General features: G+C 61.6%; 8 protein-coding genes. 3 read left to right on the top strand and 5 right to left on the bottom strand.

Features of this window, described 5'->3' with window-relative positions:
• The first annotated feature begins 121 nt into the window (after positions 1 to 121).
• From I2E45_RS02440 to I2E45_RS02430, 3 genes are all read left to right on the top strand, one after another.
• Positions 122 to 700 carry a manganese efflux pump MntP gene (locus I2E45_RS02440; RefSeq protein WP_117745788.1) on the top strand — a complete coding sequence of 193 codons (579 nt, stop codon included), beginning with the start codon at positions 122 to 124 and terminating at the stop codon, positions 698 to 700.
• Positions 701 to 820: 120 nt separating this feature from the next.
• The gene (locus I2E45_RS02435) at positions 821 to 1,291 is read left to right on the top strand and encodes a helix-turn-helix domain-containing protein (RefSeq protein ID WP_271742097.1); all 471 of its coding nucleotides are present in this window, start codon (positions 821 to 823) and stop codon (positions 1,289 to 1,291) included.
• Positions 1,292 to 1,294: 3 nt separating this feature from the next.
• Positions 1,295 to 2,599, top strand: a complete 1,305-nt coding sequence (locus I2E45_RS02430) for a type II toxin-antitoxin system HipA family toxin (protein ID WP_195444108.1) — start codon at positions 1,295 to 1,297, stop codon at positions 2,597 to 2,599.
• A gap of 126 nt (positions 2,600 to 2,725) precedes the next feature.
• Here I2E45_RS02430 and I2E45_RS02425 read toward each other — a convergent pair whose 3' ends face one another.
• The 5 genes from I2E45_RS02425 to I2E45_RS02405 all read right to left on the bottom strand — a co-directional run bounded on the left by I2E45_RS02425 (position 2,726) and on the right by I2E45_RS02405 (position 13,174).
• Entirely contained in the window at positions 2,726 to 4,183 is a 1,458-nt protein-coding gene (locus I2E45_RS02425; RefSeq protein ID WP_195444106.1) for an aminoacyl-histidine dipeptidase, read from the bottom strand.
• Between the two features lie 213 nt (positions 4,184 to 4,396).
• The gene (locus I2E45_RS02420; RefSeq protein WP_118081023.1) at positions 4,397 to 7,039 is read right to left on the bottom strand and encodes an ATP-dependent Clp protease ATP-binding subunit; all 2,643 of its coding nucleotides are present in this window, start codon (positions 7,037 to 7,039) and stop codon (positions 4,397 to 4,399) included.
• Positions 7,040 to 7,231: 192 nt separating this feature from the next.
• Entirely contained in the window at positions 7,232 to 7,921 is a 690-nt protein-coding gene (locus I2E45_RS02415; RefSeq protein WP_195444104.1) for a TetR/AcrR family transcriptional regulator, read from the bottom strand.
• Positions 7,905 to 12,344, bottom strand: coding sequence for an acyl-CoA dehydratase activase (locus tag I2E45_RS02410; protein WP_195444102.1), 4,440 nt, complete (start codon positions 12,342 to 12,344; stop codon positions 7,905 to 7,907). The genes I2E45_RS02415 and I2E45_RS02410 overlap by 17 nt, the downstream gene beginning before the upstream one ends.
• Before the next feature lie 281 nt (positions 12,345 to 12,625).
• The gene (locus I2E45_RS02405; RefSeq protein ID WP_195444101.1) at positions 12,626 to 13,174 is read right to left on the bottom strand and encodes a DUF2798 domain-containing protein; all 549 of its coding nucleotides are present in this window, start codon (positions 13,172 to 13,174) and stop codon (positions 12,626 to 12,628) included.
• Between the last annotated feature and the right edge of the window lie 302 nt (positions 13,175 to 13,476).

Below are 13,476 nucleotides of genomic sequence, written 5' to 3'. Positions count from 1 at the left end.
GGCCTGGCTTGCCTTAATGAACGAGACTCGTGGCTGTGCGCGCAACGCGTACGCCACGGGTCTTTTTTGTTACTCCCCCAAGAGGTACACGCGGGCCCGCCCGCAGAGAGGGAGCCAGACTATGGGACTCGCAGAGCTTGTGTTGCTCGCTATCGGCCTTTCTATGGACGCTTTTGCCGTATCCATCTGCAAGGGCCTTGGCATGAAAAGGATCAACCTTAAGGTCGCCGTGATACTCGGCCTGTTCTTTGGCGGTTTCCAGGCCGGCATGCCCGTAATTGGGTGGGCTCTTGGTAGCCAGTTCATGGGCATCATCAGCCCCATCGACCACTGGATCGCCTTTATCCTGCTCGCCTTTATCGGCGGCAAGATGCTGTGGGAAGCCTTTACTGAGGACGAAAACGAAGGCGACGGCAAGGATGCCGAAAAGATCGACCTGGGCGAATATCTAATCCTTGCCATCGCCACCTCGATTGACGCGCTTGCCGTGGGCATCTCGTTTGCCGCGCTCTCGGTCGATATCGTTCCCGCCGTGTCGCTCATTGGCATCACGACCTTTGTCTTCTCCGTTGCCGGCGTAGCGATCGGCCACACCTTTGGCGCGCGCTACGAAAAGCCCGCCACCATCGTGGGTGGCGTCGTGCTCGTCCTCATCGGCCTCAAGATTTTGCTGGAGCATCTGGGGATTTTGGCGCTGTAAAACACCCTTCAAAACTAAACGTCCGGATGAGGCCTCATGCAGAGTTTTGCATGAGGCCTTTTCATGCAGACTTTTGCATGTCATACTGATATGCAAAAGTCTGCACGTTAGGAGATCGCCGTGGATATCCTTCCCATCACCACACCGCGCCAAGCTGGCATCTACGTGCGTCAGGCACGCGAGGCGCAAGGGATCACCCGTGCCGTCCTCGCTAAAAAAGCCGGTGTTTCGGAGCGCCTGCTCGCATCGCTCGAGCTGGGAGATGCCACGGGCATTCGGCTCGACAAGCTGCTGGCAGTTTTCGGTGCTCTTGGACTGGCACTCGCCGCTCAAGGGGATATCGACGAATCGAAAAACGAGCAACCAGTCGACGCCCCGCATGCTGATTTGCAACCTCGTAGTACCCCCAGGCGCCATCACGCTCAACGTTTTCACCATCGCAACCGTCGCAGCGCAGCCGTTCCGGCTCTCGCAGATGTCCCCTTTACGTCCGAGCTCTACGACAGGGCCTTCGCCGATTTCGCCATGTCCAATCTCGGAGTCTCGATTGCCGCAAACGCATCTAACCAAACCAAGCCCGAAGGGAAATAGCCAATGGCCAGAACATCACTTCGGACCATTATTTGCGGCGTACCTGCGGGAACGCTCACGCAAGATGAGAACGGTCTTATCAGCTTTACCTACGATCATGACTATGACGGGCCAACCCTATCGACCAACATACCCGTATCAAATCGCACATACGGCCAACAGGTCATGAATCCGTACTTGTTTGGCCTTCTACCCGACAGCGAGGACCAACGAAAAGCGATTGCCGCCGAATTCAACGTTAGGCCCAACAATCCCGTTGCGTTGCTCAGCCATATCGGACTCGACTGTCCGGGCGGAGTGCAGTTTTGTGCCGAAGAAGATTCCGACGCCGTCCTGCATCGCGCTGGCGACTACCGCCCTATAGACGACCACGAAATTGCTCTCCGTCTCAAGTCGATCAGAGATGACCGCGATGCATCGTGGATGGGTCTAGATGAAAGTTGGTCACTTGGAGGCAACCAGGGCAAGTTCGCGCTCGCGTTCATAAACGGCCGCTGGTGCGAATGCATGGGCTCCTCGCCCACAACGCATATTTTCAAAAATGGCGTTATCGGATTTAAACTCGAGGCTCTCAATGAGTTTGTCTGCATGAAAAGCGCCCAGCGCGCGGGTATCGCAACGGCGAACGTTGAGTATCGCTTATTTGAGGACGAACCCGCCCTCATTGTTGAGCGCTATGACCGTGTGAAAGTCAAAGACGGAACAATCATGCGTCTACACCAAGAAGACCTCTGTCAGGCTCTTGGAGTGATGCCCGCTCAAAAGTACACGGCAGACGGCGGCCCGACCGCACGCGATATTCAGGAACTCCTCGTCAATACGAGCCACCATCAACTTAACCTGTATCTGTTTACGCAGATTCTCTTCTTTAACGCCATCATCGGCGCACCGGACGCGCATGCGAAGAACTATTCCCTGCTTCTTGGAAACGGCGACACAGCTATGATGGCCCGTATGTATGACGTTGCATCGGGGCTGGCATACGAACGTATGCGGCGAAAAGCGCGCCTTGCCATGAGCGTTGGCGGCGAAAATCGTGTGGGGCGCATCGGTCCAGGCGCTATCCGCCGATACCACGGTATGGGCGACCACGCATTGGAAGCGGCGCTCACCGACGCCGGGCTATCCGAGAAGTTTTGCTTTGCGACCATGATGGACCTCGCCTACGAGGTGCCCATTTGCATGGAAGAGGTCATGGACGAATACGCCGACCTGCCCGGCATGGCGGACCTGCGCGAGCATATGCTCGGCCCCGTCTGTGAAAACTGCCAGCGCACCCTCGACCTCATCAAGGCGGATATGGGCTAGGTGTCCATAATCTCCCATTTCCCAAAAGAAGAGAGGGGGCACCCGTCGCAAAAGCTCGGATGCCCCCTCTCATAATGTCATTTGCAATCCGCTAGCACGTGGCTCGGACTGCTGCTAGCGCAACCTTTACGCAGCGAGGCGCTTGAGGACGTCGATGAGCAGCTCGTAGAAACGCTCGGCAGAAGCGAGCTCCATGCTCTCGTCCGGGGTGTGGACATCGGAGAGCGTCGGGCCCACGGCGATGGCGTCCAGGCCGTGCAGGGCCTCGGCAAACAGGCCGCACTCAAGGCCGGCGTGAATGGACTCGATGCGCAGCTCGGAGCCAAAGAGCTCGCGATAGCTCTCGACAAAGATGTCGCGGACCGGCGAATGCTCGGCATAGCTCCAGCCGGGATACTCGAACTCGAACTTGGCGTCGAAGCCCAGGACATCGGCCAGCGTCTGCAGGCGGTCCTTGAACTCGTTCTGCAGCGAGGTAATCGAGGAGCGCGGGGACAGCATGATCTTGACCTCGTCGTCAGAAGTGGCAACCACACCGATGTTGGAGGAAACCTCGACGGAGCCGTCGGTGGCGACGTTGCGGCGAATCACGCCGTTAGGGGCAAGACGCAGGGCGCGGATGAGGGCAAGCGCGGACTTCTGATCCATGGCCTCGACCTCGGCGTCGTCGGCAATCTCGACGGTGCAGGTAAAGCCGGGGTCAAAGACCTCGAGCTCGGCAGTGACGTCGGCAATGATGCCCTTTGCGATCTGGGCCGCGGCCTCGGCGGCAGCGTGATCAGTGTAGACCAGCTCGGCCTTGCACTCACGGTTGATGGCGTTGTCCTTAGTGCCGCCGTTAAAGCTGACGATGGCGGGCTCGCCGGCGACCATCAGGCGGTCGATGATGCGGGCCATGATGAGGTTGCCGTTGCCGCGCTCCAGGTGGATGTCGGCGCCGGAGTGACCACCCAGCAGGCCGGAGATCTCGAGCGTAAGGGTGCTGCCGGTCTTGTGCTCGCGCACGATCGGGCAGGTGTAGGTAACGACGACACCGCCGGCGCAGCTGACGGTGGCCACGCCCTCCTCCTCGGAATCGAGGTTGATCATGGTGCGGGCGCTAATCTGGGACTTGTCGAGCGTCTCGGCGCCAACCAGGCCAGTCTCCTCGTCGGTGGTTAACACGCACTCGAGGGCCGGATGAGCAATCGAATCGTCGTTGAGCACGGTGAGCATCAGAGCGACAGCAATGCCGTTGTCGGCGCCCAGGGTGGTGCCGTTAGCGGTGAGGACGCCGTCCTTGACGACCAGGTCGATACCATCGGTCGTAAAGTCGTGCTCAACGGAGCCAAGCTTGTCGCACACCATGTCGATGTGGCCCTGCAGCATCACGGTCGGGGCATTCTCGGCGCCGGCAGATGCGGGCTTACGAATGATGACGTTGTAGACCTCGTCCTGATACACGTCGAGGCCGCGCTCCTTGGCAAACGCAACCAAGAAATCGCTGATGCCCTTCTCGTTGCCAGACCCACGGGGGATCGCGCTGATCTCCTCAAAGAAATGGAACAGCTGGGCGGGCTCGTAGCCAGTAATCTTGTAGTCCATGGTGCCTCCTTGGCGCAACTGGTTAGACAATAAGACATGCGCCTTGTATATTCCCAGACTTTACGTGCATAAACCAGTCGAAAACGCCGAGCGCTCTCGCATCATCGGCTAACGGTGGACCGCATAGCGTAACGGTCACAACTTCGCAGCTCTACAAATCGAGGCGCCCTTGCCAGAGCGCCTCGATTGCACAGATCAAATTGTCGCCACACCCTACAGCGCGCCGGAACCGGCTTGCATCATGCCGCCGGGGCCCGAGGTCACGCCGCCGCTCACGGGCGCGGCGTTGCCGGTGTGCGGTGCCGCCGGGGCGGTATCGCCACCGAGCGTGCCCGCCGGACGCGGTGCCGGGATCTCGCCCGTGCCGTGGCTAAAGACAAACTTGCCATCGGCCACGTCGCACAGGACGGTATCGCCCTCGCCCCACTCGCCGGCCAGAAGCTCCTCGGACAGCGGGTCCTCGATGAGCTTTTGGATGGCACGGCGCAGCGGACGCGCACCGTTGGTGAGGTCGGTGCCCTCGGCCACGATCTTGTCATAGGCCGCATCGGTGAGCTTGATGTTCATGCCGTTGGCAATCAAACGCTGACGCAGGTCGTCCACCAGCAGGTGCGCGATCTTGGTGAGATTCTCACCCGAGAGCTTCTGGAACACCACGATGTCATCGATACGGTTGAGCAGCTCGGGGCGGAACAGGCGCTTGAGTTCGCCCATCGCGCGGCCGCGGATCTCGCTCGAGGTGAGACCCTGCTCGCCGGTGGTGCCAAAGCCTACGCTCGCATCCTGCGCAATCTCGCGGGCGCCCACGTTGGACGTCATGATGATCACGGTGTTGCGGAAGTCGACCGTCTTGCCCTGGCTATCGGTCAGGCGGCCCTCCTCCAGCACCTGCAGCAAGATGTTGAAGATATCGGGGTGCGCCTTCTCGATCTCGTCGAACAGCACGACCGAGTACGGGTGACGACGAACGGCCTTGGTGAGCTGGCCGCCCTCGTCGTGACCGACGTAACCCGGAGGGCTACCGATGAGCTTGGAGACCTCGAACTCGCTACCGAACTCGGACATGTCGAAGCTGATGAGCGCATCCTTGCTGCCAAAGAGGTACTCGGCGAGTGTCTTGGCGAGCTCGGTCTTGCCCGTGCCGGTGGGACCCAGGAAGATAAAGCTGCCGCCGGGGCGACGCGGATCCTTGAGCGGCGAGCGGCTGCGGCGTACGGCCTTGGCAACTGCCTCGACAGCCTCGTCCTGACCGATGATGCGCGTCTTGAGCACGCTTTCGGCCTGCAGCAGGCGACGGCTCTCGCTCTCGGTAAGCGAGGACACCGGTACGCCCGAAGTCACGGACACGATATCGGCGATCTGACTCACATCGATGGTGAGCGGGCTGGCGTCGAGCTCGGCGGTCCAGGCGGCCTTGGCCTCGGCGAGCTCAATCTCGGCGGCCTTCTGCCGCTCGGTAATCTCGGCGGCCTTGTTCATGTCGTCGCTCTCGGTGGCCTCCTGCGCGGCGGCCTTGAGCTCCTCTATGCGATGCTCGGCCTCGCGCACCGGCTCGGGCGCGCGATTCGCGGCGATGCGAGCGCGGGCACCGGCCTCGTCAATGAGGTCGATGGCCTTATCGGGCAGGAAGCGATCCTGGATGTAGCGGTTGGAAAGGTTCGCGGCGGCCTCGATAGCACCCTGCGTATAGCGCACATGGTGGTGCTCCTCGTAGCGCGGCTTGAGCGCGGTCAGGATCTTGACCGTGTCCTCGACGCTCGGCTCCTCGACATCAATGGTCTGGAAGCGACGCTCGAAGGCCGGGTCCTTGGTGAGGTACTTGCGGAATTCCTCGGCCGTGGTGGCGCCGATAATCTGGAAGGCACCGCGCGCGAGCACGGGCTTGAGCATAGAGCTCGCGTCGATGGAGCCCTCAGCAGAACCGGCACCGATGATGGTGTGCATCTCGTCGATAAACAGGATGACGTCGTCGGCTTCGGTGGCCTCCTGGATCACGTTCTTGAGGCGCTCCTCAAACTCGCCGCGATACTTGGCACCCGCCACGAGGCCCGGCAGGTCGAGCGTCCAGATATTCTGGTTCATGAGGTTCTCGGGCACGTTGCCGGCTGCAATCTGCTGAGCCAGGCCCTCGACGATGGCCGTCTTGCCCACGCCGGGGTCGCCCAGAATGAGCGGGTTGTTCTTGGTGCGGCGCGAAAGAATTTCCATCATACGCTGGACTTCCTTTTCGCGACCAATTACAGGGTCGAGCTCGCCATCGCGCGCCTTCTGCGTGAGGTTGGTCGCGAACTGCTTAAGCGTATCGGTGCCACTCCCCTTTTGCTGAGAGGCATCCGAGCCGCTAAAGAACGGCAGGCCCGCACCGGGACGCCCGGCACCGGCGCCGGCGAGCGGACGCTTCTTGTCCTGGTCCTTGGCAGTGAGTTTCTCGATAGCCTTTTTGATAGAGGCGGACGACACACCCAGGCGCATGAGGATGTCCATGGCCATGCCGTTGCCCTCTTCGACGATGCCGATCAGCAAGTGCTCGGTCGACACGTAGGTCTGGTTATTCTCACGCGCCACGCGGAATGAACGCTCCATAACGCTAATGACGAGCGGCGTAAAGGCGAGCTTAGCCGCCTCGGTCTCCTCACTGGGCTCGGGAACCGTGGTCTGGACCTCCTTGAGGGTGTCCATGATGTCGTCGTAGGAGATATCAAGCGAGCGCAGTGCCTCGGCGGCAATGCCCTCGTCCTCCTTGGCAAGCGCGAGCAGCAGGTGCTCGGTGCCCACCTTATTTGAATGAAGATCGAGCGCCTCCTGTTTGGCCATCGACATGACCTTGCGCGCTCGATCGGTAAATCTATCTAACATGCTCGTTTCCTTACATGAGTTCATCGAAATCAAAACGCCCGCCCGTCGGCGGCGCTTTTGTCTCTTTACCCACAGGTTGTCTATGTTAACAGCTGGAGGAATATCTATAAACCCGGCTCACATGAATGCAGGTTATAACCGCATCGCGGGACTCACCGCGCGATGCGCGACAGGCGCCCCGCAAGAGAAACCCTAGGCGTCTTTCACCACGTCGGGACTCGTCGCACGCGATGCGCGATAGGCATCGGCCTCCTTGGAGACGCGTTCGAGCAGCTCGGATGTATCGACGCCCTCGACTTGCGCGACCGTTTCCACCGTCTGCATGGCGACCGCCCTCAGGTACGCGCACGCGCTGTCCCCCAGCTGCTCGAGGTCTATCTCCTCGCCGCCCTCCCGGGCAAAGCCGACCGCCATCACAAAGTCCATGATGCCCGAGACCAGAAAGCCCACCGCAAAGCTCGAATCCGCCTTGAGCTCTTCTCCGTCGGGGTGGACGATCTCTCTCACGCGGTCGATGATGATCGTATGGATGCCCTGCACGACCTGCTCGGCGGCACCCGCCCTCATGGTGATGACGATGCGCCACAGCAGGCAGCGGACGTCGCGCCGGTCGAACGCCGAAAGGTCGCCCTCGCTCGAAAAATGCCAGAGGGCATCGGTGATGAGCTCGTTATCCTGCAGCAGCTGGGCTATGGCGATGGCGACGAGTTCATCGAAATCGTGAAAATAGTAGTAAAACGTTCCGCGATTGCACCGGGCGGCGCGGGTCACCTCGCCAACCGACAGCTCGAAGATGCTGTTGTTCTCGATGAGCTCCCAAAACGCCTCGATGATACGGGTGCGTGCATCGGGCGCATCGGCGTCCTTACGCGGTCTCGCCATGCGCCTCACCGCACCCCTGCGCCTTGGCGTTCATGATGAGCATCTGAAGACGGTTCTCCACGTTGGCGAAGCTCACGTCGGGATCGTAGTCGAGCGGCAGGAACTGCGCCGTGGGATACTGCTCCTTGAGCGCATGGATGAGCCCGCGCCCCACGACATGGTTGGGCAGACACCCGAACGGCTGCAGGATCACGAAGTTGCGGCAGCCGCGTTTGGCGTGCTCGAGGATCTCCGCCGGAATCAGCACGCCCTCGCCCGCATCGAACGTATGGTGCAGGATCTTATCGCTCGCGCGCACGAGCTCGGGCATGCGCGTCGGCGGCTCGTAGAGCGGGCTCGCCGCGCCCAGGCGGTCGCAACGGTCGTGCGCGAGCTCGAACAGGTTGTCCGCCGTGGCGTACCAGGCCTTTTCGGGCAGCGACAGGTCGACGTGGAACTCGCGCGACTGCGCATGCTTGTAGAAATAGGTCTTGCGGATCACGTCGGTCATGCGCGCCTCGATGACCTCGAGCCCGTTGTCCTCGAGGTAGCGCTCGATCTCGTGGTTGGCGCCGAGATGGAAATTGAGCAGGTACTCGCCCACGATGAGAACGGTCGGATGCGGGTTCGAGCGGTCGTACGGAACGGCGTCCATGATCGCAAGCGCGCGTTTGAAGCCCGTCGCCTGGCCTCTCAGCCCGGAGCGCTCCATGCCCTCGATAACCTCATCGAGCGCGCGGTCGAACGCAGCGTCCGCCGCGCCCTTCTCGAGCTCGTAGGGACGGATGCGCCTAAGCATGGCCTCGAGGGTATCGATCATGGGAAGACCGTAGGCGATCTGGATGCTCGGGCCAAGGCCGAGCTTGAAGCCCGGATGCGCATTGTGGGCATCGACGTCGTCGTTGGTGAGCACCGGGACATAGTCGTATCCCGCGTCGTCGAGCGCGCGGCGCAGCAGGGGCATGTAGTGCGTCAGGCGGCAGTCGCCGATATACTTGCCAGTCACCACGGCGACGTCGTGCGGGTCGTACTTACCGCTCTCGAGTGCCGCGAGCGCCTCGCCGATCACGATTTGCGCGGGGAAGCAGATGTCGTTGTGCACATAGCGTTTGCCCAGGCGGATGGCATCCTCGCGCCCGATATCAAGGGCCTCGGCGCGCACGCCCTGATTGCGCATCGCCGCGGTCATGAGCCTGCAGAACGCATGGGAGGTGTTGGGGACCAGCGCGATCTTGTCGTGCCGGTCGCGCTTGGTGTACTTGACCTTATACGGGTCGTCGAGCGGATGGACCGCGTGCACCCGGGCGCCCTCGGCACGCTCCTCCGCGCGACGACGGTTGACCGACTCGATAAACGAACGCACGCGAATGCCCATGGGACCGGCGACGTCGCTCTCATCGAGCTTGATCATCATCGGAACCTTGGAGCCCATCTCGCCCATCATGCGCGCGATCTCGTCGGTGAGATACGCATCGTGGCCGCAGCCGAAGCTGCCCATCTGCACGAGCTCGAGCTCGGGCGTCGATGCGACGATGACCGCGCACGACAGCATGCGCGCATGGTAGTTGTTCACGATGTCGATGCGGCTGTTGGAAAGATCGACGTTGCAGACCCCCGGCACCGCATCGGGCGTCAGCACGGGGATGCCGCGCTCAGAGAAGAGCTTGGGCAGCCCGTGGTTGACCAGCGGGTCGTTGTGGTACGGGCGCGAAGCGATCACCACCGCGTAGCCGCCGTCCTCGCGCACGTTCTCGAGCACCTGCCTGCCGCGCAGCTGCAGCTGGTTCTCAAACGTCTGCTGCGCGCGGTCCGCCTGCTCGGTCGCCTTGGCAACCAGGTCGGCATCGATATCGAAGGTCTCCTTGCACCACGCCTTGAGCTGGCGGTTTCGGTCGCCCTCGTCGTACCAGTGGAACAGCGGCGTATCGAACGGAACGCCGAAACGCTCCTCCGGGTTATCGGAATTGCGCATCACGTAGGGGTATCCCTTTACGACGGCGCACATCCACTCGCTGGTAGAGGCGGTGTTTTCGGTGGGCACCGTCGTGATGATGGGCATGAAGATGCGGTCGACGCCGGCGTCGACGAGATTGCGGATGTGCCCGTGGACGAGCTTGGCCGGGAAGCACACGGTGTCGGATGTGACGTGCGCCAGACCGCGCTCGTACATCGCCTTGGTGCTGCGTCCCGAGACGCGCACCTTAAAGCCGAGCGTGCTGAAGAACGTCGACCAGAACGGCATGGTGTCCCAGAACTCGAGCACACGGGGAATGCCGATCGTGACATCGCGCCCCCCGCAGACGGGAACCGTGGGGCACGACTCGAACAGCAGCTTCTCGCGGTCGACAAAGAGATTGGGGGCAGCCGCGGTCCGGTCGCGCCCCGTGCCGGGTGCCTGTGCCTCGCAAGCACCCTGCGGACGCAGCTCCTCCGCCGCGGGAACCTCGCGCACGAGCTCATCCCATGAGATGGCGCCGCCGCGCGGGCAGCGATTGCCCGTGACGTAAAGCGAGCCGTCGCCAAATGCCACGACCGCGCGCTGGCAGCGGTTGTTGCACCGACGGCAGGTAACGCCGCCGAACTCGCGATGCTCGAAGCGCTCCACGGCATCGAGCCCGATAAACGACGTGCCGGCGTCGCCCTTGCGGCATTCCTCGCGCGCGAGCAGGGCGATACCGATAGCGCCCATCAGCCCCGGGTGGGGCGCACGCGTGACGGGTTTGCCCAGATACTGCTCGAATGCGCGCAGCACCGCGTCGTTTCGGAACGTGCCGCCCTGGACGACGACTTTGTCGCCCAGACGGTTGAGATTTGAAACGCGAATGACCTTGGTGAACACGTTCTCGATAATCGAACGGCAGAGACCGGCCATGATGTCGCCCGGACCCTTACCGCGCCGCTGCTCGGAAACGACGCTGCTGTTCATGAACACCGTGCAGCGGCTGCCGAGAACGGCGGGGGCTTTGGACGAAAATGCCTCGGTCGCGATATCCTCAACGGCTATTCCGAGGTTTTTGGCAAAACCCTCGAGGAACGAGCCGCAGCCCGCAGAGCACGCCTCGTTGACGACGATATCGGTCAGCACGCCGTGGTTGAGCCAGATGGCCTTCATATCCTGTCCGCCGATGTCGAGCACGAAGGTCGCATCGGGAACGCATGCGCACGCGGCGCGGGCGTGCGCGACCGTCTCGACCGTATGGTAGTCGGCGTGGAACGCGCGCGCGAAAAGCTCCTCGCCGTATCCCGTGGTGCCCACGGCATCGATCGCAAGCGTGACTCCCGCTGTCTCCCAGCGGTTCTTCAAGCTGACAAGACCCTGTTGGGCGACGTCGAGCGGTCTGCCGTTATTAGACGCGTAGAACGAATCGACAAGCTCACCCGCCTCATCGACCAGGGCGAACTTGGTCGTCGTGCTCCCCGAATCGATACCGAGCGCCACACGCACCGTCTCTCCGGGCGCATACGCATCCGGACCCTTTGCCGGCGTCTCTTTGCCATGGCGTGCCGTAAAATCCGCCTGCTCGGCAGGTGTGGCAAAAAAGGGCTGGGCAAGACGTCCCTCCCCGCTTGCGGGCGCGACCGTCTCGAGCTTATCCAGCCGGACAAAAGCGTCGGGAAGGTCGATCGGTTGGGACGATGCGAACATGTCGGTCAGCGACAGGGCGGCACCGCGCGCGACCATGATCTGCGGATCGCGCGGGACGATAACCTGATCGTCCGATAGATTCAGTTGCTCCCGGAACACGCGGACCAGCGTGGGGTTGTAGGCGAGCGTACCGCCCTCGAAGATTACCGGCGGCTCGATGTCGATACCCTGGGCCAGACCGCCGATCGTTTGGCGGGCGACCGCGTGAAGCGCCGAAAGCGCCAGGTCGGTGGTAGGAATGCCCTCGTTGAGCAGCGGCTGGATATCGGTCTTTGCGTACACGCCGCAGCGGCCCGAGACCTCGTGGACGGTCGTTCCCCGGCTTGCGAGCTGCTCGAACTCGCCCGATTCGGTGCCGACCCCCATGAGCTTTGCCATCTCGTCGATAAATGCACCGGTACCGCCTGCGCACGAGCCGTTCATGCGCATGTCGGCAACCTCGATGTCTCCCTTATCGTTGGTGCGGAAGAAGATCATCTTGGCGTCTTGGCCGCCCAGCTCGATGGCGCAGCGCGTCTGCGGATAGAACCTGCTGATCGCGAGCGCGTTGGCGACCACCTCCTGAACGTACGAGGCGCCCAGCGCGGTCGCGATATCGCGCGCACCCGAGCCGGTCACCGCAACGCGCAGCGACTCATGGGGAAAGCGCTCGGCGAGCTCGCCGAGCATGGCGCGCACGCTCGCTGTCTGACACGCCCCGTGGCGGCGATATCCCCACCACGCCTCGGTCATATCCTCGTGCATCGCGTAAACTTTGGTCGTCGTCGACCCTACGTCCAGTCCTACTAGCAACGCCATAATGCTCCGTCTCTCGCATTTTTCCTGCTAGAGATATACCACTCTACGTAATACAACAGACTGTTGTATTTAAACTCCGTATAAAAAGCGGCTGCCGAAACGCTTCAGCAGCCGCCGAATGCACCAACAGATTGTTCTGCGCGCTAGCACGTCGGGCAACGGAGCAGCACGGGCCCTCCGGTCATGCGCACCGCTCACGCCCGCGATGTCGCCGAGAGAGCTATCCACGCTTAGGGCTCCAACCAAGCAAGTCGCCCGCGCTCAGCAGATCCCTAAGCGAGCTACTCGCACTCAGGAGCCATAGCCTGCTCCAAGAGCTCGGCATACTCCTCCTCGAAAACCGTCCCCACAGGGAAGGCGCGACGGAAGACGAAGTGGGAAATCGGACCGGCTACCAAAAGGTTCCACGGCAGCGCCATCACAAAATTATGCGGGATGTTGATCATCCAGATCGCGGGCACGGAATACAGGTTCGCAAGGATGCCGCCGGGCATGTGCGTCAGACCCTCGCAGGCACCGTACAGCGACATGATGATGACCATGGGAACGACCATGCAGGAGCTAACGGCGAGCGTCATGGCGAGCGGCGAGCTCTTGCCCGGCGCGACCAAGTACTTAAAGGCGAAACCCTTGGCGAGCGGGCTGGCGACGAACCAGTCGCAGCACATGGCAAAAATGTAGGCAACGGGGAAGCCGAGCCACGCAGCGGCAACGACCTCGCCGTTGATGGCCCCGTGCTGCAGGGCAACGTTGTAGATGCTCATCCAGAGCACCATGCAAAAGCACATGATAAAGGTGAACAGCAGGCTCTCTCGTTTGTTGATAGGCATGAAGGGCAGATTCCTTTCTGTGTTGTACCGCGGCGCCACGCAACAAAAACGGGCGGGCAAGATGGAGCTGTTGGAACTTCATCTCGCCCGCCCGTGGTACGCGCGTCTGCGACTACTTATGTGGTGGAACTACCCTAACACGAACGGCGCGCGCTTCGTAAGCGTTGAGTTTGTGGAGATGCAGGGCACCAAACCCCCGACCCCATAAGTTGCGGTGGAATACGGACTGTTTTGACCCTTTAAGCAACAATTCAGTCCCTATTTCACCGCAACTCATTTGGTGCAAAGTAACATGTCCCCCT

Source organism: Collinsella aerofaciens, assembly GCF_015555045.1.
Classification (GTDB): Bacteria; Actinomycetota; Coriobacteriia; order Coriobacteriales; family Coriobacteriaceae; genus Collinsella; species Collinsella aerofaciens_W.
Note: the sequence above shows the minus strand (reverse complement) of the source record. Positions and strands in the feature narration are given on the sequence as shown.

Coding starts and splice junctions, on each gene's coding strand:
- I2E45_RS02415 (WP_195444104.1), bottom strand. CDS start 7,921: ATGGCGAGACCGCGTAAGGACGCCGATGCGCCCGATGCACGCACCCGT.
- I2E45_RS02425 (WP_195444106.1), bottom strand. CDS start 4,183: ATGGACTACAAGATTACTGGCTACGAGCCCGCCCAGCTGTTCCATTTC.
- I2E45_RS02405 (WP_195444101.1), bottom strand. CDS start 13,174: ATGCCTATCAACAAACGAGAGAGCCTGCTGTTCACCTTTATCATGTGC.
- I2E45_RS02410 (WP_195444102.1), bottom strand. CDS start 12,344: ATGGCGTTGCTAGTAGGACTGGACGTAGGGTCGACGACGACCAAAGTT.
- I2E45_RS02440 (WP_117745788.1), top strand. CDS start 122: ATGGGACTCGCAGAGCTTGTGTTGCTCGCTATCGGCCTTTCTATGGAC.
- I2E45_RS02430 (WP_195444108.1), top strand. CDS start 1,295: ATGGCCAGAACATCACTTCGGACCATTATTTGCGGCGTACCTGCGGGA.
- I2E45_RS02420 (WP_118081023.1), bottom strand. CDS start 7,039: ATGTTAGATAGATTTACCGATCGAGCGCGCAAGGTCATGTCGATGGCC.